This is a genomic window from Mycobacterium sp. URHB0044, assembly GCF_000620625.1.
In the GTDB taxonomy this organism is placed as follows: domain Bacteria; phylum Actinomycetota; class Actinomycetes; order Mycobacteriales; family Mycobacteriaceae; genus Mycobacterium.
Genome location: NZ_JIAW01000002.1, coordinates 215,762 through 235,459, shown reverse-complemented (window position 1 = coordinate 235,459; position 19,698 = coordinate 215,762). Strand labels below are relative to the sequence as shown.

The window sequence follows — 19,698 nt, the reverse complement described above, 5'->3', positions numbered from 1 at the left end:
CGGCCGGGCCGGCTGCTAGGCGACCGTGAACTCCGCGGCATCGACGCCGCCCGAGAACTCCGGCGGGACGCCCAGCACGCTGACCGCGAGGTAGCGTCCGGGCGCCAACGTGAAGGCGCCGTATCCGGTTCGACCGTCGCCCGGTTGTACACCGGACACGACGTCGGCGACATCGGCGAAGTCCACCTTTTCCGACGTCACGTCCTGCACCGAAACCGTCGCACCATCCCTGACCCGCGCGACGAGCAGAACGAAGGCGTCGCGGGACGGCTCGCCGGTGTTGGCGAACCGGACCACCACCGGACCCGCGTGCAGCGTCGTCGGCATGGGACCGAGGCGACCATCCGCGCTGACGGCGTCGAGCCGCTGCAGGCCGCACTCGTCGAACAGGAAGCCGCCGATGGCGTTGGAGGCCGCGGTGCTTGCGGGATCCTGCACGTTCAGGCGCTCGCCGCGCTGGGCCTTCTGAAGCTCGGCACGCTGTGTCGCCACGGCGTTCGCCAAGTCAGTGGGGACGCTCGCGGCGAAGACCTCGAAGTCGGGGACCACCGTTGCGGCCCAGTCCTTCATCTGCTGCGGCGTGGGATCGGGCTCGTCCGGGTCGGCTCCTGGCGGAATGCTGCCGCTCATCCGCACGCCCGCCTGGCAGGCCGCCACCGTATCGGGCACTCCCGGCGGCGACGAGGCAACCGTGGTCGAAGCAGCGGTGGTCGCGGAAACCGTGGTCGTCGCCGCCGGCTCCGAGCCCGCCGTAGCACCGCCGCCCTGCGTTCCACATCCCGTGAGCCCGCCGACGCCGAGCACGAGCATCGCCACACCAACGATTCCGCAAGCTCTCATGTCGTCCCCCGTCGACCAGGCAGCAAACCGTCAGACTAGGCCAGCCGAGGAAGTTGCGGGGAGTTTGTGCGCAAACCACGGAACGTCGCGAACTCGAGTCGCTTCCGCCATTTCCCTGACCGACCGCAACGAGCTGTTGATACTCGTGCGATGGGCATTCGGGATATGTACGTCAAACGCCTGCAGAAGAAGTGGGAGCAGAAGTCGCCCGAGGAGCAGGCCGCCATCGAGGCGAAGATGGCGCAGCGGTACGCGGCGAACACGTCCCGCGTCGCCGCGGGAACCGAGTTGGCGGACGCAGAGTGGGAACGCTCGCGGGCCGAGCACGAGGCGCGCCTCGACGCCGAGGTACTCGGTGGTCCCGCAGGCGCTCACTTCTGGGGCACTGTTCCCGATTCGGTGCGACCGAGTGAGGCCGCCCGCAATCCGCCAAGCATCAAAGGCGAACTCAAGAAGTCGTTCCGTGATCTCACGGACACCGCCGCCAGTCTCGCCGACCCGAAGGCATTGCTGGGCATCGGCAGCGAGTTCGGTCCCGATCCCGAGCCCGAGCAGCGCCGGCTGATCGTCGAGAGCGAGCGAGCCGTCCGCGACGCCGCGCGTCGGCCCTACCTGGCTCACGATCGAACGGCGCCGGTGCTGAGCAGGATCGCAACCCGTGGCAATGCTCAGTTCGAGGACCTCGCCAACCATCTCGCGGCGACGGGTCTCGCGGCCCGACCCGATCTCGTCTTCGGCGTCTATCGCGTGCCGGATCGGCTGAACCCGAAGATGCCGGGGCCCGAGTCGGGCAGGGTCGTCGAGTGGGACATCGTCCACGCACCACTGCCGTCCCTGGCTCCGGGCGCGGTTCCGCAGCGGGTTCGCTTCGATGGCGAAGCGCGTTGGGTCAGTCGCCGCAAGGGTGATCCCGCGGTGCTCGACGAGGATCTGGCGCTCGCCTGGATGACGGCAGTGGGCATCCAGCCGAGCCAGTGCCTCGGCATCGCCCGTGAAGTCGTCATGCAATCGAGTGACGGTTGGCTGGGCGGCGGCGATCTCGACGACGAGTCGTCCGACGTCTACGCCCGCGTCGCCGGCGTCAGCGTTTTTCACGTCGCGGGCGCGGCGCCGCATCCCACGGGCACGGTCGAGGTTCCCTTCGACGGTGTCGCGGGCACGCACGTGGAGGTGCTCAACTGGGGCGCGGTCGCCGTGGCCGTTCATCCCCGTCCGCAACGCCTTGCCGAGGCTCCTTCGCCGTTTCCCTATCTGCCGTCGACCCCGCAGGAGCTGCTCGTGGCGTACCTCGAGGTCGTCGGCGTTCGCCCCGCGGACTGTTACGGCGCGGCAGTGACGATCGATCGCTTCTCCGAATGCCGCGAGATTCACACCCGCACGGAGGAGCAGATCTCGATGGCCAGCCTCAAGCTGACCGACGCGCCGAAACTTCCCTGCGCAGACGGGAGTTACCGACGTCGGTTGCATGGCGGCACACGAATCGTGATCAGTTACCGCGACAGTCCCGCGTATGCGGAGGGACGCCGGCGGTGGCTGGACTATCAGCGCGACGTGTTGTTCGCCCGACTGCATCTCAAGACGCAAGCCCGCCGCCCGATCGGCGATGCGTACGACGATCTCGGTCGCTTGGGCGGGGCGTTGCGCCGAGCCGAGCGGTTGAACAACGCGGTCGAACGGATCACGGCCCTGCGCTCGAATGACCCGGCCTACCTACGGTTCCGGGATCAGGCGCGGTACTGCATGCCTCTCGACTGAGGGATTACGTCAGTCCCAGAACCAACTCATCGGCCAGTCGCCGAGGGCAGTCGACAGTCAACCAGTGGTTTGCTCCTGGCAACGCGCTCACGGCTACATTCGGGATGAGCTTCTGCGCGCGTGCCAGCGCTGCCCGTGGGCCGCCTCGGTAGATCACGTCGCGGTCGCCGATGAGAACCGTTGTCGGCGCATTGATTCGGCGGAGGGTGTCGTCCTTCAGAACGGTCGGCGATGGCACACCCAGCCGGAGGAATCGGCCTGACACCAAGTTCGTCAGCGCCAAGTCCAACGTCGGATCCAACGACGCGCCCGGCGTGCTGGACAGCCACTGGACGGCCTTCCGGGCCATGGCCGGTGACCTCAGCGGGCCCGGTGAGAACACGCGGAAGTAGAACTCGACGGGGATCGGTGCGAATGTCGCTGCCGGAGCCAATAGGACCAGCCGGTTGACGAGCTCCGGCGCATGTACGGCCAGATTCGCGGCCATCCAGCCGCCGTACGAGAATCCGGCAACGCGCGCACTGGCGGGGACGCCGAGCGCGGTGAGCACCTGCCTCAGCCAGCCGACGAGCTTCGACACCCCGAAGACTCGCCGAGTGGGCATGCTCTTGTTCGGTTCCGTGATCGTGTCGACGCAGTAGCAGCGATAAGAGGCACTGAGCGCCTCGATGACCGGGCGCCACATCACCGCCGTGGTCGTCGCGCCGTGAAGCAATATCAGCGGCGGCGCAGATGAGGGCCCACAGGCGATCACGTGGGTGACGCCGGCGTCGGTGTCGACGTCGACTTCTTCGTACGGCACTGGCCAGTCGGCCAATACGGCGTCGTACGTCGCGATGAACTGTGCCCGTTGCTCTGGGCTGCGAAAGAAGTCCAGTTTCCCAACCGCGGCTTGATCGTTCACCTATCTACGACGACTAGAACGTCGCGAACTCACGCAGCCCAGCCGCCAGCGCCACCGGCACCCGTGCCTTGATGCGCGTGCCGTCGTCCGTGTGCTCGGTCGCGTCGATCCGGCCCTCGGCGTGCATGCGGGCGACGAGGTCACCGCGGTCATACGGCAGAGTTACGTCGACGGTGACGTCGGTGGGCGGCACCAGTTCACTCATCCGGCTGCGCAGCCGGTCGATGCCGTCGCCGGTGCGGGCCGACACGAACACGGCGTCGGGCAATGCCCGCCGCAGCTGCGCCAGCCCCAGCCCGGTTGCCGCGTCAGTCTTGTTGACTACCAATAGTTCTGGTGGCGGAGCGATGTCGTATTCGCGGATGACTTCGTTGACTACCTGGCGTACCGCGTCGATCTGGGCCAGCGGCGTGGCGTCGGAACCGTCGACCACGTGCACCAACAACTGTGCGTCGACGACCTCTTCCAGCGTGGAGCGGAACGCCTCCACCAACTGGGTGGGCAGGTGCCGCACGAACCCGACGGTGTCGGTGAGTACGAACGGCCGGCCGTCGTCGAATTCGCCACGGCGCGTGGTGGGTTCGAGCGTCGCGAACAACGCGTTCTCGACCAGCACGCCGGCGCCGGTCAGGGCGTTGAGCAGGCTGGACTTCCCTGCGTTGGTGTAGCCGACGATCGCCACCGACGCCAGGTCGCTCTGCAGCCGCCGTCCGCGCTGGGTGTCGCGGATCTTCTTCATGTCCTTGATCTCGCGCCGCAGCTTGGACATCCGCTCGCGGATCCGGCGTCGGTCCGTCTCGATCTTCGTCTCGCCGGGACCACGGGTGCCCACTCCGCCGCTGGAGCCGCCTGCGCCACCACCCTGCCGCGACATCGACTCACCCCAGCCGCGCAGCCTCGGCAGCATGTACTCCATCTGCGCGTAGGCGACCTGCGCCTTGCCCTCGCGGCTGGTGGCGTGCTGGGCGAAGATGTCGAGAATCAGCGCGGTGCGGTCGACGACCTTGACCTTGACCGCCTTCTCCAGCGCGTTGAGCTGGGCGGGGCTGAGTTCGCCGTCGCAGATCACGGTGTCCGCCCCGGTGGCGGCCACGATGTCGCGCAGTTCGGCGGCCTTGCCCGACCCGATGTAGGTGGACGCGTCCGGCTTGTCGCGCCGCTGGATCAGCGCTTCGAGGACCTCGGAGCCCGCGGTTTCGGCCAGCGCCGCCAGTTCGGCCATGCTTGCCTCGACGTCGGCGGCGCTGCCCTCGGTCCAGACACCCACCAGCACAACGCGTTCCAGACGAAGCTGGCGGTATTCGACCTCGGAGACGTCGGTGAGTTCGGTCGAAAGCCCGGCGACCCGGCGCAGGGCCGTGCGGTCTTCGAGTGCGAGTTCGCCGAGGCTGGGCGCGGTGTAGCGGTCGTCGTATTCAGTCATGAGCAGCTTCCGATCGTGTCATGGCGTACCCACGAATGCATCCGAATAACGTCACGCGTGGGCGCGCCACCACGAGTCGGAGATGTCGCCGTCGGCTACCAGCATCGACGGTCCGCGCAGGTAACTGGTGGCATCGGTGACGGTGACGTCGACCTCGCCGCCCGGGATGCGCACCCGCAGCGTGCCCGTCGAGTCCCCGCGGTGATGCAGCGCGGCCACCGCGGCGGCCACCGTCCCGGTACCGCACGACCTGGTCTCACCGACCCCACGCTCGTGCACCCGCATCGTCACCGCATCGTCGACTGCGCGGGTCAGCACCTCGACGTTGACGCCGCCGGGGAACTGTTCTGAGTCGAACCGAACCGGGGCGGCCACGTCGAGCGCGCGCAGGTCGTCCACGGTCAGCGTGGCGTCGACGCACGCCAGGTGCGGATTGCCCACGTCGACCGCCAAACCGGTGAACTCGCGTCCGCCGACGACCGCCGAACCCGTGCCCACCTGGTTGGCCTTGCCCATCTCGACGGTGACGTCCGCCGCCAGCGCGTCCACCGAGTGCAACACCACCGGTCGCGGACCAGCCAAGGACGCCACCACGAACTCGTCGCGCCGCTCCAGGCCGGAGGCACGCAGGTAGTGCGCGAAGACCCGGACGCCGTTGCCGCACATCTGGGCGATCGATCCGTCGGCGTTGCGGTAGTCCATGTACCAATCGCCCGCCTGAACACCCTCGGGCAGCCGACCGAAGACGCCTGCGGCGAGTGCCGCGCCGGCCGTCGTCACGCGCAGCACGCCGTCCGCGCCGAGCCCTCGGCGCCTGTCGCACAGCGCGGCCACCGCAGCGGGGACCAGCGCGATGCGGGCATCGAGGTCGGGCAACACCACGAAGTCGTTCTCCGTGCCGTGCCCCTTGGCGAACTTCACCTGATCAGGATACGTCCGACCCTCCCGGCTGTTCCGTCCCCGCACTTCGCTCCCGCCATACCCGCAGCGCCGCGTCGACGTTGTCGTCCGCGGTTCCGTCGAGCCAGCGCACCCGGTGGTCACGGCGGAACCACGACCGCTGGCGGCGCACGTAGCGGCGAGTGCCGATGAACGTCCGCACCCGGGCTTCGGCGAGCGCGTCGTCGCCGCCACCGGCGTCGAGCGCCTCGATCACCTGTGCATAGCCCAGCGCGCGCGACGCGGTGACGCCGTCGCGCAACCCGCGTTCGAGCAGGGCGGTGACCTCACCGACCAGACCGTCGGCGAACATGGTGTCCGTACGCAATGCCAAGCGTTCGACGAGAAGCGCTGTGTCCCAGTCCAATCCGACGATCGCGGTGTTCCAGCGGGGAGCACCGATCGTCGGCGCCGACGCCGCGAACGGTTTCCCGGTCAGCTCCACCACCTCCAGTGCGCGCACGATGCGGCGACCGTCGGTGGGCAGGATCGACGAGGCGGCCGCGGCGTCGACGCGGGCCAACTCCTCGTGCAGAACGCCGACCCCGACCTCGGTCAGCCGGTCCTCCCAGCGCGCCCGCACGTCCGGGTCGGTCGCCGGGAATGCCCATTCATCGAGCAGCGACTGCACGTAGAGCATCGATCCCCCGACGAGAACCGGCACCGAACCCCTGGCGGCGATCGCCTCCACGTCGGCGGCGGCGGCCTGCTGGTAGCGCGCGACGGTGGCGGTCTCCGTCACGTCGAGGACGTCGAGTTGGTGATGCGGGATGCCGCGACGTTGGATGACGGTCAGCTTGGCGGTACCGATGTCCATCCCGCGGTAGAGCTGCATGGCGTCGGCATTCACCACTTCACCGCCGACCCGCTCGGCCACCTCGAGCGCGAGTGCGGACTTTCCGGTGCCGGTCGGTCCGATGATCGCGATGGGCCTCGTCACTGTGGCAGCCAGACGCCCGCGTAGTACCCCACCCCGTACGGCGCGCCGCGGTAGATCTCCTTCGCCGTACGTGGTCCAGGTTCGGCCAGCCCGGCCAGCACCTGATAAGCCACCCGCCCGACGATCTCCTGCGGTAGGCGGGTCAGCGCGGCGGCATCGCCGGCGGCCAGCGCGTCGTCGAGCGCGCTCTGCGCAGCGACGGAGTCGGGGGCGTAACCCCCGGGCGCAGACGGGGTCAGGGTGTTGGCGCCGTCGGCCACGATCAGGACGCCGACGGCGTCGGCGACCTCGTCGATTTCGGCGCGCAGTCGTCGGCCGACGGCCACCGCGCCGTCGACGTCACAATCGGTGCCGTATGCCCGCACTTCCGCGCGCGCCGCTGGATTCGCCTGCCCACGGATCCAGCCGGTGATCAAGGCGCACAGGGGCATCGGTGCCGGCTCTTCGGTTGGGTCGGGAGACAGCGCGATCCGCACGTCGACGCCGTAGCCGCCGAAAGTCCCGACCCGTCCGTCACCGATGACGACGTCGGATTGCCCGACGCCGACGGCCACCCACCGGGCGGGTAGCGACGCCGCTGCCGCGAGCACCGCGGCACGGAGGTCGGCCAGCTCGTCGGCCGCGCCGGAGGCCAGCTCGGGAATCATGACGGGTGCCGAGGGGACGATGGCGATGGCGCTCAGCACGCCACCACGCTAGCCAGCGTCGCGCGGCGCGGGTTCTTCGGTGCCCAACGTCGCCGCCTCGCCGCGGGCCAGCGCCACCGTCGCGACGACCATCACCACCACCGCGATGCTCAGCGTCACCCAGCCGGCTTCCCCCGGCCGCAGAGCCTCCCCCAGCACCACCACACCGAGAACCGATCCGACGACGGGCTCCGTGACGGTCATGGTGGGCAGCGAGGCGGTGAGCGAGCCCGCCCGAAACGATGACTGCTGCCACGCGGTGCCCGCGATGGCCACCAACACCCAGGCGTACAACTCCGGCGTCTTCACCAACGCCACGATGCCGTCGTCGATCCGGTCGACGACGCCCTTCGTCAGCACCGCGAACAGTCCCCACAGCGCACCGGACACGATGGCCAGAAGCACCGCGCTCACGGGTCCGGAGAAGATCCGGGCACCGATCACGCAGGCCACCAGGGCGGGCCCGAGCACGGCGAGCACCAGCGTCCACGTTTCGAACGACGCCCGGGAATGGCCCTCGGTGGGATTGCCGACCGTAACGATCACCACCACCGAGACCGCCAGCAGCGCCGCCCACGTCCACTGGAACCGGGACACCCGGTGCTTCGTCAACCGGGCGTTGATCGGCAGGGCGAACAGCAGCGACGTGACCAGCACGGCCTGCACCAGGAGCACCGACCCGAGGCCCAGCGCGGCGGCCTGCAGCCCGAATCCGGCAGCCGAGACCAGGCTGCCGATCCACCACTGACGGTCCCGCAGCAGCCGGGTGAACAGCTCCAGATGACCGACCGGTTCGTCGGTGACCTCGTGCGCCGACCGCTGGTGCACGACGTCGCCGACAGCGATGAAGAAGGCGGCGCCCAGCGCCAGCAGCGCGGCGATGTCCGCCTTCTCCACCGCCGACCTCCCCGCCATCCCGGATCGTTCCCCGGTCGCTCCGCTCCTACGCTTGAGAAAGAGCCTAGGCAACCCGTGATGCAAAGGCGTGGGCACGCCGCGCGGCGACCTGCTTCAATAGCGTGCGAGAACGCACACGGCGCCGCGTCGCGCGGCAGGAGCGCGGGTAACTCCCGCGGAGGGTATGAGGGATACGGATATGACCACCAGCGAGTCAGGCGGGCCGCCGAGGCCTACACCCCGACCCGGACCACCCCGACCCGGACCACCGCGTGCCGTTCCCCGGCCCGGCGGCGCCGCTCCCGTCGTGGCGGTGGCTTCCGTCGACCCGCACCGGTTCGGCCGCGTCGACCCCGACGGCACCGTGTGGCTGATCACCTCCGCAGGCGAACGGCAGATCGGGTCCTGGCAGGCCGGCGACACCGAAGCGGCCTTCGCGCACTTCGGTCGCCGCTTCGACGACCTGCAGACCGAGGTCGCGCTGATGGAACGGCGGCTGGAGTCGGGTACGGGCGATGCGCGCAAGATCAAGTCCGCCGCCGCCGTGCTGGCCGAGAGCCTGCCCACCGCCGCGGTGCTCGGGGACGTCGAGGCGCTGGCCGCCCGGTTGAACGCGATCGCCGAGCGGGCCGACGTCAGCGCCCAAGAGGACCGTGCGCGACGCGACGAGCACCGCGTTGCCCAGACGGCGCGCAAGGAAGCGCTGGCCGTGGAGGCCGAGGACATCGCCGCCAACTCCACGCAGTGGAAGGCGGCAGGTGACCGGCTGCGCGAGATCCTCGAGGAGTGGCGGACGATCTCCGGGCTGGACCGCAAGACCGACGATGCGCTGTGGAAGCGCTATTCGGCTGCTCGGGAGACGTTCAATCGCCGCCGCGGGTCGCACTTCGCCGAACTCGACCGTGAACGGGTCGGGGCCCGGCAGGCGAAGGAAGCGCTCTGCGAACGCGCCGAAGAACTCGCCGACTCGACCGACTGGGGCGCGACCGGCGCGACGTTCCGCGACCTGCTGACCCAGTGGAAGGCCGCGGGCCGGACGTCGAAGGAGGTCGACGACGCGCTGTGGCAGCGGTTCAAGGGCGCCCAGGACAAGTTCTTCTCGGCCCGCAACGCCGCCAACGCCGAACGCGACGCGGAGTTCGAGGCTAACGCCGACGCCAAGCAGGCGCTGCTCGCCCAGGCCGAGGCCATCGACATCACGGACGTGGAGGCCGCCCGAGCCGCCATGCGGACCATCGGCGACAAGTGGGACGCGATCGGCAAGGTGCCCCGCGAACGCGGCGCCGAACTCGAGCGACGTCTGCGCGTCGCGGAGAAGAAGGTGCGCGACGCGGCATCGACCGGCTGGTCGGATCCGGAGGCGCAGGCCAGGGCGGACCAATTCCGGATTCGCGCCGAGCAGTACGAGCAGCAGGCAGCCAAGGCGGACGCGGCGGGCAAGACCAAGGACGCCGAGCAGGCGCGGGCGAACGCCGCGCAGTGGCGGGAATGGGCCGAGGCCGCGGTCGAGGCGCTCGGCAAGAAGCGCTAGGCGGGCACGGCTACGCGGAGTCGTCGCCGAAGTCGTCCAGCAGCCCCTTGCGCTGCCGGTCGGCGACCGCCCTGCGGCGTTCCTCTTCGGCGGCGAGCTGCACCGCGGTCCGCGACCACACCACTCGCGCCCAGTGGAAGCTGAGCAGGATCACCGCGATCCACGCCAGGATCAAGCCGATGCCAGGTCCGGGATGTCCAGCGGCCACGGTCTGCCGGGACCACACGGCCAGCATTCCGAGCGGACACGCCACCGCCGACCCGGCCAACGCGATCCAGGCCAAGGCCCAGCGCCGGGTGGTCAACGCCAAAATCGAGAAACCGACGCTGAACACCAAGATCAGCCACACGAATACCCGCGACGGCAGGGCTATCCGGGCGCCGATGGCCGCGTCGTCGCCGACCAGCACGTCCAAGCCCCTCGCGGCACCGGTGTGCGGCAGGACGAACGACGCGAGGATGACGAACACCAGGATGGCGACGACGAGAGCCCTTGCCCCCGGGTCGATTTCCCGTGCGACACGGCGTTCCGCGTCCTCGATGTCACCCTTGAAGTCCTCGAAGTCCGGATCGTTCCGGTCGGTCACAGGGCGCACCCCGTCGTCGCGGGTTGCGGAGGTGGCGCGCCGACGCCCGGGATTCCGAGTCCGATGTTCGTGCTGACCCGGCGGCCGGCTTCGTGCCCGTCGCCTGCGCGCGTGCGCCGGTGCTCGAGGACTTCGGTGTCGGCGATCAGGTGGTGTGGCGCGGCACCAGTGACCGTGGTGACGACGATGTCGCCGGGGCGGACGTCGCGGTCGCCGGGTGCGAAGTGGACGAGCCGGCCGTCGCGGGCCCGGCCCGACATCCGCGCGGTGCTGGCGTCCTTGCGGCCCTCACCGGTTGCGACGAGCAGTTCGACGCGCGACCCCACCTGGGCGGCGTTCTCCTCCAGCGAGATTCGCTCCTGCAGGTCGACCAGTCGCTGATAACGCTCCTGCACAACGGCTTTCGACACCTGGTCGGGTAGCTCCGCGGCCGGCGTTCCGGGCCGCTTGGAGTACTGGAAGGTGAACGCGCCGGCGAACCTGGCCCGCTCCACCACGTCGAGCGTGGCCGCGAAGTCCTCTTCGGTCTCGCCGGGGAACCCGACGACGAGGTCGGTCGTGATGGCCGCGTTGGGTATCGCTGCGCGGACCCTGTCGATGATGCCGAGGTAGCGCTCCGCGCGATAGGAGCGCCGCATGGCCTTCAGGATCCGATCCGACCCCGACTGCAGTGGCATGTGCAGCGTGGGGCAGACGTTGGGCGTGGCCGCCATGGCCTCGATCACGTCGTCGGTGAACTCGGCGGGATGCGGAGAGGTGAACCGGACCCGTTCCAGTCCGTCGATCCCACCGCACGCGCGCAGCAACTTCGCGAACGCACCGCGGTCACGGGGGACGTCCGGGTCGGCGAACGACACGCCGTACGCGTTCACGTTCTGCCCGAGCAACGTCACCTCGAGGACGCCCTGATCGACCAACGACTGAACCTCGGCCAGGATGTCGCCGGGACGCCGGTCGACCTCTTTGCCGCGCAACGCGGGCACGATGCAGAACGTGCAGGTGTTGTTGCAGCCCACCGAGATGGAAACCCATGCGGCATAGCCGGATTCCCGAGCAGCGGGCAGTGACGAGGGGAATTCCCGCAGCGCCTCCTCGATCTCCACCTGGGCGACTCTGTTGTGCCGGGCGCGGTCGAGCAGCGCGGGCAGCGAGCCGATGTTGTGCGTGCCGAACACCACGTCGACCCACGGTGCCCGCTTGAGCACGGCGTCGCGGTCCTTCTGGGCCAGGCAGCCGCCGACGGCGATCTGCATGTCGGGGTTGGCCTGCTTGCGCGGCACCAGGTGGCTGATGTTGCCGTAGAGCTTGTTGTCGGCGTTCTCCCTGACCGCGCAGGTGTTGAACACCACGACGTCGGCGTCGGTGCCTTCGGCCGCCCGCAGGTATCCGGCCTGCTCGAGCAGCCCGGCAAGCCGCTCGGAGTCGTGCACGTTCATCTGGCAGCCGTAGGTGCGGACCTGGTAGGTGCGGCCGACGGCGTCAGCCGGTCGGTCGCCGGCGGCGGCCGACGCGCCGCGCGTCACCATCGAAGTCACGGACCAATGGTACGGGGGTGCATCGGCAGACCCAATTCACGCAAATCGCCCGGATTGCCGAGAGCCCGGCGAGCTGAGCGTTACCTGGGTAAGGTCTCGTCGCATGGAGACGGACGGGTCGGCGACCGCCACCGGAGAACTCAGCCGCGACGCCGGGCCAATGCTCTCAATGCAGGCCGTCAACAAGCACTTCGGCAGCCTGCACGTGCTCAAGGACATCAACCTCGAGGTCGATCGCGGCCAGGTGGTGGTGGTCCTCGGGCCGTCGGGATCGGGCAAGTCGACGTTGTGCCGCACCATCAATCGGCTCGAACCGATCGACTCCGGCACCATCTACATCGACGGTGAGGTGCTGCCGTCGGAGGGTCGCAAACTCGCACAGCTGCGCTCGGACGTGGGCATGGTCTTCCAGTCATTCAACCTGTTCGCGCACAAGACGATTCTGCAGAACGTCATGCTCGCGCCGATGAAGGTTCGCAAGCAGTCGAAGGACGAGGCCAGGGCCAACGCGATGAAGTTGTTGGAGCGGGTGGGCATCGCCAACCAGGCGGATAAGTACCCCGCCCAGCTCTCGGGCGGACAGCAACAGCGCGTCGCCATCGCACGATCGCTCGCGATGAACCCCAAGGTGATGCTGTTCGACGAGCCCACCAGTGCGCTGGACCCCGAGATGATCAGCGAGGTGCTGGGGGTCATGACGTCACTGGCCGCCGAGGGCATGACCATGGTGGTGGTCACCCACGAGATGGGCTTCGCGCGCGGTGCCGCCAATCGGGTCATCTTCATGGCCGACGGCGCGGTCGTCGAAGACGCAGTGCCAGAAGAGTTCTTTTCGAACCCGAAATCCGACCGTGCCAAGGACTTCCTCGGCAAGATACTCAACCACTGATGCACCGGCGAAAGGATCCGACCGTGTTCTCCCCTTCCAAGTCGTCTCTGCGATTCCGGGTGGCCGCCGCGGTGGCGCTCGCCATCGCACTGCCACTGTCCGTCACCGCTTGCGGCGGCGGCGGTGGTGGCGACTCGAGCAAGATCACCATCGGCACCAAGTTCGACCAGCCGGGCCTCGGGTTGAAGAACCCTGACGGCACGATGAGCGGCTTCGACGTCGACGTGGCCACCTACGTGGCGGGCCAGCTCGGCTTCAAGCCCGAGGACATCGAGTGGAAGGAATCCCCGTCCGGGCAGCGCGAGACGCTGATCCAGAACGACCAGGTGAAGTTCATCGCGGCGACGTACTCGATCACCGATGCCCGCAAGGAGAAGGTCGACTTCGCCGGGCCGTACCTGCTCACCGGGCAGAGCCTGCTGGTCCGCGCCGACAACACCGACATCACGGGCGCCGAGTCGCTGCAGAACAACAAGAAGCTGTGCTCGGTGTCGGGTTCGACGCCTGCGCAGCGCATCAAGGACAAGTACCCCGGCGTGCAGCTGCAGCAGTACGACACGTATTCGGCGTGCGTCGAGGCACTGAAGAACGGCGCGATCGACGCCGTCACCACCGACGAGGTCATCCTGGCCGGCTACGCGGCGCAGAGCCCGGGCGCCTTCAAGGTCGTCGGTGGAACGTTCTCCGAGGAGAAGTACGGCATCGGCCTGAAGAAGGGCGACACCGAGTTGCAGACCAAGATCAACGACGCCATCACCAAGATGGAAGCCGACGGTGCGTGGAAGACGGCGTGGGACAAGAACCTCGGGCCCGCCGGGATTCCTGCGCCTGCACCGCCGCCGGTCGCCAAGTAAGCGGTCTGGGCCGTCTCGGTAGCCGCCGTGGAGTTGTTCAGTAAGTATCAGAGTCAGATCTTCGAGGCGTTCTGGACCACGATCCAATTGACGGTCTTCTCCGCCATCGGCGCGCTCGTCCTTGGGACGCTGGTGGCTGCGATGCGGCTCTCGCCCGTGCCGATGCTCAACTGGCTCGGGACGACCTACGTCAACGTGATTCGCAATACGCCCCTGACGCTGATCATCCTGTTCTGTTCGTTCGGGCTGTCTCAGACACTGGGGATCACGCTGGTCGATTCGAAGTCGCTGACGTCGATCGAGGACAGCAACTTCCGGCTGGCAGTGCTCGGGTTCACCGTCTACACGGCGGCGTTCGTGTGTGAGACGGTGCGGTCCGGTGTGAACACGGTGCCGTTGGGCCAGGCGGAGGCTGCCCGGTCGTTGGGCCTGACGTTCGCGCAGAATCTGCGAATCGTGCTGCTGCCGCAGGCGTTTCGGGCAGTGATCAGTCCGCTCGGCTCGGTGTTGATCGCGCTGACGAAGAACACCACGATCGCGTCGGCGATCGGCGTCGCGGAAGCGGCGTTGTTGATGAAGACGATGATCGAGAACGAGGCGGCACTCATCTACATCGGCGGCATCTTCATGATCGGGTTCGTCATCTTGACGCTGCCGATGGGGCTGTTCTTCGGATGGCTGGGCAAACGGCTGGCGGTGGCACGGTAGATGGCTGGTTCAGTCCTCTTCGACGCGCCGGGACCGCGCGCCCGCGCCCGCAACCGGATATTCAACGTCGTCACGGCGGTGGTCATCGCACTGGTGGCCTGGGTGGTGTACTCCCAGCTGAACTCGAAGGGTCAGCTCACTGCCGCGAAGTGGGAGCCGTTCCTGACGGGCAACCTGTGGAAGACGTACATCCTGCCCGGTGTCCAGGGCACGCTGACGGCGGCCGCTGTGTCGATCGTGTTGGCATTGTTGCTGGGATTCGTGCTCGGCGTCGGCAGGATGTCCACCCATCGCGCGGTGAATTGGACGTGCTCGGTGATCGTCGAGTTCTTCCGCGCCGTGCCGGTGCTGATCATGATGATCTTCGCCTACTTCCTGTTCGCCACGTACGACGTGTTTCCGTCGAAACACCTTGCGCTGGCAGGTGTCATCACCGGTTTGACGTTGTACAACGGCGCGGTGATCGCCGAGATAGTCCGCGCCGGTGTGCACGCCCTGCCGCGCGGTCAGTCGGAGGCGGCGTCCGCGCTGGGACTGCGTTGGGGACAGACGATGCGGGCGATCCTGCTGCCTCAGGCCGTCACGTCGATGCTGCCGGTCCTGGTGTCGCAGATGGTGGTGGTTCTCAAGGACACCGCGATCGGCTACCAGATCACGTTCCTGGAAATGGTGCGACAAGGCACGCAGGTGGGCTCGTCCTACGGCAACTACATCCCGGCCCTCATCGTCATCGCCGTGCTGATGATCACCGTCAACTTCACGCTGTCGTGGTTCGCGACACGGCTGGAGGGCCGGATGCGCCGTTCCCGCAAGGGGCCGGAGCCCATGCACATCCAACCCGTCACGCAGGGGTCGTTCGGCGGGGGCGGCGGCGGCACCATCTGACGCTGCGGCTGCCGAGCGTGAACTTGTGTGCGAGAAATCGTCGAAAAGTCATGCACAAGTTCACGTTCGAGCGTGCGATCGGCGGCGGCGGCACCATCTGAGCCGGGCGCGCCAACGCTGCAACCGGTGGGCTAGTTCACACCCGGCGACGTTCCCGCTCGCTGGCCAACGCCACCTTGACCACGTCCAAGGCCATCGACTGGTTGTAGCCGCGACGGGCGAGCATTCCCACCAGTCTGCGTGCCACCTTGACGTCGTCGGCTTCGTCGGTCAGTCGCTCCCGCCGCAGCTTGTCCCCGACCAGTTGTTCGGCCCGCGTTCGCTCGGCGTCGGCGTCGATGTCGGCCAATGCATCGGCGATCACCTCGTCGTCGACGCCCTTGGTACGTAGCTCAGCCGCCAAGGCGCGCTTGCCCTTTCCGGCGTGGACGCGCCGGGAACGCACCCACTGCTCGGCGAAGTCCTCGTCGTTGATCAGTCCGACGTCGGCGAGCCGGTCCAGAACTCCGGCACTGACGTCGTCGGGATAGCCCCGCTTGGTCAGTTGTCCGGCCAGCTCTGCCCGGGTTCGCGCCCGCGCGGTGAGCAGGCGCAGGCACAATGCCCGCGCCTGCTCCTCGCGGGAAGCCGAATCCGCTTGCGGCGACTCAGAAGTCGACGGGGGCGGGCAGGGCTTCGACATTGGTGGTGTCGTTGGTCAGTACGGCGCCAATCCCGAGCTTCTCCTTGATCTTCTTCTCGATCTCGGCGGCCACCTCGGGGTTCTCGAGCAGGAAGTTCCTGGCGTTCTCCTTGCCCTGGCCCAGCTGCTCCCCCTCGTAGGTGAACCAGGAACCGGACTTGCGGACGAAGCCGTGCTCGACGCCCATGTCGATGAGCGAGCCCTCCTTCGAGATGCCCTTGCCGTAGAGGATGTCGAACTCGGCCTGCTTGAACGGCGGCGCCATCTTGTTCTTGACGATCTTGCAGCGGGTGCGGTTGCCGACCGCGTCGGTGCCGTCCTTGAGCGTCTCGATGCGCCGCACGTCGAGGCGAACCGAGGCGTAGAACTTCAACGCCTTTCCGCCCGTTGTCGTTTCGGGAGACCCGAACATCACGCCGATCTTCTCGCGGAGCTGGTTGATGAAGATCGCGGTGGTGTTCGAGTTGCTCAGCGCGCCGGTGATCTTGCGCAGCGCCTGGCTCATCAGTCGCGCCTGCAGGCCGACGTGGCTGTCGCCCATCTCGCCCTCGATCTCCGCACGCGGCACCAGGGCGGCGACCGAGTCGATGACCAGGATGTCCAGCGCGCCCGAACGGATCAGCATGTCGGCGATCTCGAGTGCCTGCTCACCGGTGTCGGGTTGGGACACGAGCAGGGAGTCGGTGTCGACGCCCAGCTTCTTGGCGTAGTCGGGATCCAGCGCGTGCTCGGCGTCGATGAAGGCCGCGATCCCGCCGGCCGCCTGCGCATTCGCGACGGCGTGCAGCGCGACGGTGGTCTTACCCGAGGATTCCGGGCCGTAGATCTCTACGACGCGGCCGCGGGGCAGCCCGCCGATGCCGAGTGCCACGTCCAGGGCAATCGAACCGGTCGGGATGACCGAGATCGGCGCACGCACCTCCTCGCCGAGTCGCATCACCGAACCCTTGCCGTGACTCTTCTCGATCTGTGCGAGAGCCAGCTCGAGGGCCTTCTCGCGATCTGGGGCTTGCGCCATGGTGGTGTCTCCGTCCTCGTGGGTGTCGTTTGATCGTTGTTCGATCAAGTGGCCGTGACGCTAGAGGCCGGTACCGACAAGTCGGGTTGACCAGCATCTTCTCCGTCGAACACTCACCACAGTAGACGAACACCTGTTCGATTCAAGCTGACACGCCGCGTGTCGTGAACGAGCCTTCGTCGGACTCGCCGTGAACTGGGCGAACACCCCCTGCCGAGGATTTACGTCATTGCTCGCGGGCTTCGGCAGTCCTATCGTGACGTCATCCGGCCCGAACGGGGGCTTGCGTGCATGAAATGGCGATAACGCAGAGCGTCGTCGACGCGGTGTGTGAACACGCCGCGGGCCGTCGTGTGCACAGCGTCAGGCTCGAGGTCGGCGCGCTGTGCGCCGTCGTGCCCGACTCGATGCAATTCTGCTTCGAGCTCGCCACTCAGGGCACGGTCGCCGACGGCGCTCGGCTCGACGTGGATCTGACACCCGGAACGGCACACTGCCGGACCTGTGACCTCGAATTCGAGCTGCCCGACTTGATCTTGCTGTGTCGATGCGGCAGCGCCGACGTCGAAGTGATGACCGGTCGTGACCTGAGAATCCTCTCGATGGAAGTGGGTTGACCATGTGCGCAACATGCGGCTGCGGGGACGACGGAGCGGTGATCACCCTGGCCGGCAACGGCCAGGCGCACGGCCACACCCACCCGCACACTCACCCGCACGGCGACGCGGAAGGCCACGTCCACACCGAGACGATCTCGCTCGAGCAGCGGGTCCTGGCGAAGAACGATCTCATCGCGGAACAGAACCGCCGCTGGCTGACCGAGCGCAACATCCTGGCCTTGAACATCCTGAGTTCACCCGGAGCCGGCAAGACCACCCTGCTCGAGCGGAGTGTGGCCGCGCTCGCCGCGCACCGTCCCGTCACGGTCATCGAGGGCGACCAGGAAACGCTGCTCGACGCCGAACGCATCCGTGCGGCGGGCGCCCGAGCCGTGCAGATCAACACCGGAGCCGGCTGTCATCTCGACGCTCAGATGGTGCGACGCGCGCTGGAGACTCTCGATCCCGCGCAGGGTTCGCTGGTGTTCATCGAGAACGTCGGAAACCTGGTCTGCCCAGCCCTGTTCGACCTCGGCGAGCACAGCAAACTGGTGGTCATCTCGGTCACGGAGGGTGCGGACAAGCCCCTGAAGTACCCACACATGTTCGCTGCTGCCGCACTGGTGATCGTCAACAAAGTCGATCTGCTGCCCTATGTTGACTTCGACCTGGAGATTTTCGGGCGGCACGTGACGTCCATCAACCCGAGGGCAGAAATCCTGCCGCTCTCCGCTACGCGGGGTGATGGTATCCCAGCATGGCTCGACTGGATCGAAGTTCGAGCAAACCCGGATCAGGTCACGACGATCCGTTGACATAACAAATCCCCCGGAGTAAACCGAGGAACTAGCGCTGAAGAAGCCGGCGCGCAAAAAATTGAATCCTGCAACCGGGGGCCGCCAGCCCCGGCCCCGGAAAGCTGTGACAATGCCAACGGAGGCAGCAGTCAAAGCGGAGGAGACACTGATCCACGTTCTGTGGATCAATGCCGGATTGAGTTGTGACGGCGATTCTGTGGCGCTGACTGCCGCCACTCAACCAAGTATCGAGGAAATTGCGCTCGGCGCTCTGCCGGGACTTCCGAAAATCGCCGTCCATTGGCCATTGATCGACTTCGAGTGCGGACCGAACGGCGGTGCCGACGACTTCCTCGAGTGGTTCTTCAAGGCCGATAGAGGTGAGTTGGAACCGTTCGTACTTGTCGTCGAGGGGTCGATACCCAACGAACGATTGCACGATGAAGGGTACTGGTGCGGATTCGGCAATGATCCGGCCACGGGCCAGCCGATGACCACCAGCGAGTGGCTGGATCGGTTGGCGCCCAAGGCGACCGCGATCGTTGCGGTCGGCACCTGCGCGACGTACGGCGGCATCCACGCGATGGCGGGAAATCCGACCGGAGCGATGGGTGTGCCGGATTATCTCGGTTGGAGCTGGAAGAGCAAGGCAGGCATACCGATCGTCTGTGTGCCAGGCTGTCCGATCCACCCGGACAACCTGTCCGAGACGCTGACCTACCTGCTCTACATGGCCACCGACCAGGCGCCGATGATTCCGCTCGACGATGCGCTGCGACCCAAGTGGCTGTTCGGCCAGACCGTACATGAGGGGTGCGACCGAGCCGGCTACTACGAGCAAGGCGACTTCGCCACGGAATACGGCTCACCGAAATGCATTGTGAAACTGGGGTGTTGGGGCCCGGTGGTGAAGTGCAACGTTCCAAAGCGCGGCTGGATCAACGGCATCGGCGGCTGCCCCAACGTCGGCGGAATCTGCATCGGGTGCACGATGCCCGGCTTCCCCGACAAGTTCATGCCGTTCATGGACGAACCACCCGGCGGGAAGGTGTCCACCGCGGCATCCGGCCTCTACGGCTCGGTCATCCGCAGCCTGCGCCACGTCACCGGTCGCACGGTCGACAAAGAGCCGCGTTGGCGGCACCCGGGCACAACGCTCGAAACCGGAGCAACCCGCACCTGGTAGGTGCGAGCGGATCCGCGTTGCGCCCTTGGGGTTCAACGCGTTTC

Annotated in this window: 20 protein-coding genes; 9 read left to right on the top strand and 11 right to left on the bottom strand. The window is 67.5% G+C overall.

Annotated features, from left to right (window positions below):
• Positions 1-15: 15 nt before the first annotated feature.
• Positions 16-816, bottom strand: coding sequence for a hypothetical protein (locus N536_RS0105165; RefSeq protein WP_029112632.1), 801 nt, complete (start codon positions 814-816; stop codon positions 16-18).
• 174 nt (positions 817-990) lie between these two features.
• Here N536_RS0105165 and N536_RS0105160 point away from each other — a divergent pair, with 174 nt between their 5' ends.
• A complete protein-coding gene (locus tag N536_RS0105160; RefSeq protein ID WP_155948425.1) occupies positions 991-2,595 on the top strand; it encodes a hypothetical protein in 1,605 nt (534 codons plus the stop codon).
• Positions 2,596-2,599: 4 nt separating this feature from the next.
• On the opposite strand, the gene N536_RS40620 is transcribed toward N536_RS0105160, so the two are convergent.
• The 6 genes from N536_RS40620 to N536_RS0105130 are packed head-to-tail and all read right to left on the bottom strand — an operon-like array spanning position 2,600 to position 8,384.
• Positions 2,600-3,499 carry an alpha/beta fold hydrolase gene (locus tag N536_RS40620; protein ID WP_051574263.1) on the bottom strand — a complete coding sequence of 300 codons (900 nt, stop codon included), beginning with the start codon at positions 3,497-3,499 and terminating at the stop codon, positions 2,600-2,602.
• Positions 3,500-3,512: 13 nt separating this feature from the next.
• On the bottom strand, positions 3,513-4,922 hold the full coding sequence (hflX, locus tag N536_RS0105150) for a GTPase HflX (protein WP_029112630.1): 1,410 nt from the start codon (positions 4,920-4,922) through the stop codon (positions 3,513-3,515).
• 51 nt (positions 4,923-4,973) lie between these two features.
• Positions 4,974-5,843: a diaminopimelate epimerase gene (gene dapF / locus N536_RS0105145; protein ID WP_029112629.1), complete on the bottom strand. Its 870-nt coding sequence runs from the start codon at positions 5,841-5,843 to the stop codon at positions 4,974-4,976.
• Positions 5,844-5,847: 4 nt separating this feature from the next.
• Positions 5,848-6,801 carry a tRNA (adenosine(37)-N6)-dimethylallyltransferase MiaA gene (gene miaA / locus N536_RS0105140; protein WP_029112628.1) on the bottom strand — a complete coding sequence of 318 codons (954 nt, stop codon included), beginning with the start codon at positions 6,799-6,801 and terminating at the stop codon, positions 5,848-5,850.
• Positions 6,798-7,487, bottom strand: a complete 690-nt coding sequence (locus N536_RS0105135; protein WP_029112627.1) for a hypothetical protein — start codon at positions 7,485-7,487, stop codon at positions 6,798-6,800. Before N536_RS0105135 ends, miaA begins: the two co-directional genes overlap by 4 nt.
• Before the next feature lie 9 nt (positions 7,488-7,496).
• Positions 7,497-8,384, bottom strand: a complete 888-nt coding sequence (locus N536_RS0105130) for a DMT family transporter (protein ID WP_029112626.1) — start codon at positions 8,382-8,384, stop codon at positions 7,497-7,499.
• A gap of 199 nt (positions 8,385-8,583) precedes the next feature.
• Here N536_RS0105130 and N536_RS0105125 point away from each other — a divergent pair, with 199 nt between their 5' ends.
• Positions 8,584-9,915 carry a DUF349 domain-containing protein gene (locus N536_RS0105125; RefSeq protein WP_081809059.1) on the top strand — a complete coding sequence of 444 codons (1,332 nt, stop codon included), beginning with the start codon at positions 8,584-8,586 and terminating at the stop codon, positions 9,913-9,915.
• Positions 9,916-9,925: 10 nt separating this feature from the next.
• On the opposite strand, the gene N536_RS0105120 is transcribed toward N536_RS0105125, so the two are convergent.
• Positions 9,926-10,501: a hypothetical protein gene (locus tag N536_RS0105120; RefSeq protein WP_369798380.1), complete on the bottom strand. Its 576-nt coding sequence runs from the start codon at positions 10,499-10,501 to the stop codon at positions 9,926-9,928.
• Positions 10,498-12,027 carry a tRNA (N6-isopentenyl adenosine(37)-C2)-methylthiotransferase MiaB gene (gene miaB, locus N536_RS0105115; protein WP_029112623.1) on the bottom strand — a complete coding sequence of 510 codons (1,530 nt, stop codon included), beginning with the start codon at positions 12,025-12,027 and terminating at the stop codon, positions 10,498-10,500. Before miaB ends, N536_RS0105120 begins: the two co-directional genes overlap by 4 nt.
• A gap of 169 nt (positions 12,028-12,196) precedes the next feature.
• On the opposite strand from miaB, the gene N536_RS0105110 reads away from it, so the two are divergent.
• Genes N536_RS0105110 through N536_RS0105095 form a run of 4 tightly spaced genes read left to right on the top strand, consistent with a single transcriptional unit; the run spans position 12,197 to position 15,372 of the window.
• Positions 12,197-12,925 (top strand): amino acid ABC transporter ATP-binding protein, encoded by a 729-nt coding sequence (locus tag N536_RS0105110; protein WP_029112622.1) that lies wholly within the window; start codon positions 12,197-12,199, stop codon positions 12,923-12,925.
• Between the two features lie 23 nt (positions 12,926-12,948).
• Positions 12,949-13,779 carry a glutamate ABC transporter substrate-binding protein gene (locus N536_RS0105105; RefSeq protein ID WP_036435618.1) on the top strand — a complete coding sequence of 277 codons (831 nt, stop codon included), beginning with the start codon at positions 12,949-12,951 and terminating at the stop codon, positions 13,777-13,779.
• Positions 13,780-13,806: 27 nt separating this feature from the next.
• Positions 13,807-14,487: an amino acid ABC transporter permease gene (locus tag N536_RS0105100; RefSeq protein ID WP_029112620.1), complete on the top strand. Its 681-nt coding sequence runs from the start codon at positions 13,807-13,809 to the stop codon at positions 14,485-14,487.
• Positions 14,488-15,372 (top strand): amino acid ABC transporter permease, encoded by an 885-nt coding sequence (locus tag N536_RS0105095; protein WP_029112619.1) that lies wholly within the window; start codon positions 14,488-14,490, stop codon positions 15,370-15,372. It abuts the gene before it with no gap.
• Positions 15,373-15,508: 136 nt separating this feature from the next.
• On the opposite strand, the gene recX is transcribed toward N536_RS0105095, so the two are convergent.
• Positions 15,509-16,054, bottom strand: coding sequence for a recombination regulator RecX (gene recX / locus N536_RS0105090; protein WP_029112618.1), 546 nt, complete (start codon positions 16,052-16,054; stop codon positions 15,509-15,511).
• A complete protein-coding gene (gene recA / locus N536_RS0105085; RefSeq protein ID WP_029112617.1) occupies positions 16,020-17,072 on the bottom strand; it encodes a recombinase RecA in 1,053 nt (350 codons plus the stop codon). Before recA ends, recX begins: the two co-directional genes overlap by 35 nt.
• 287 nt (positions 17,073-17,359) lie before the next feature.
• On the opposite strand from recA, the gene N536_RS0105080 reads away from it, so the two are divergent.
• The 3 genes from N536_RS0105080 (at position 17,360) to N536_RS0105070 (ending at position 19,654) form a co-directional block, all read left to right on the top strand.
• On the top strand, positions 17,360-17,689 hold the full coding sequence (locus tag N536_RS0105080) for a hydrogenase maturation nickel metallochaperone HypA (RefSeq protein WP_029112616.1): 330 nt from the start codon (positions 17,360-17,362) through the stop codon (positions 17,687-17,689).
• Positions 17,690-17,691: 2 nt separating this feature from the next.
• Complete coding sequence (hypB, locus tag N536_RS0105075; RefSeq protein WP_029112615.1) at positions 17,692-18,486, top strand: hydrogenase nickel incorporation protein HypB; 795 nt, start codon at positions 17,692-17,694, stop codon at positions 18,484-18,486.
• 112 nt (positions 18,487-18,598) lie between these two features.
• On the top strand, positions 18,599-19,654 hold the full coding sequence (locus N536_RS0105070; RefSeq protein WP_029112614.1) for a hydrogenase expression protein HypE: 1,056 nt from the start codon (positions 18,599-18,601) through the stop codon (positions 19,652-19,654).
• Positions 19,655-19,698 lie beyond the last annotated feature (44 nt).

Coding starts and splice junctions, on each gene's coding strand:
- N536_RS0105160 (WP_155948425.1), top strand. CDS start 991: ATGGGCATTCGGGATATGTACGTCAAACGCCTGCAGAAGAAGTGGGAG.
- hypB (WP_029112615.1), top strand. CDS start 17,692: ATGTGCGCAACATGCGGCTGCGGGGACGACGGAGCGGTGATCACCCTG.
- N536_RS0105110 (WP_029112622.1), top strand. CDS start 12,197: ATGCTCTCAATGCAGGCCGTCAACAAGCACTTCGGCAGCCTGCACGTG.
- recX (WP_029112618.1), bottom strand. CDS start 16,054: ATGTCGAAGCCCTGCCCGCCCCCGTCGACTTCTGAGTCGCCGCAAGCG.
- N536_RS0105125 (WP_081809059.1), top strand. CDS start 8,584: ATGACCACCAGCGAGTCAGGCGGGCCGCCGAGGCCTACACCCCGACCC.
- N536_RS0105095 (WP_029112619.1), top strand. CDS start 14,488: ATGGCTGGTTCAGTCCTCTTCGACGCGCCGGGACCGCGCGCCCGCGCC.
- hflX (WP_029112630.1), bottom strand. CDS start 4,922: ATGACTGAATACGACGACCGCTACACCGCGCCCAGCCTCGGCGAACTC.
- recA (WP_029112617.1), bottom strand. CDS start 17,072: ATGGCGCAAGCCCCAGATCGCGAGAAGGCCCTCGAGCTGGCTCTCGCA.
- N536_RS0105070 (WP_029112614.1), top strand. CDS start 18,599: ATGCCAACGGAGGCAGCAGTCAAAGCGGAGGAGACACTGATCCACGTT.
- miaB (WP_029112623.1), bottom strand. CDS start 12,027: ATGGTGACGCGCGGCGCGTCGGCCGCCGCCGGCGACCGACCGGCTGAC.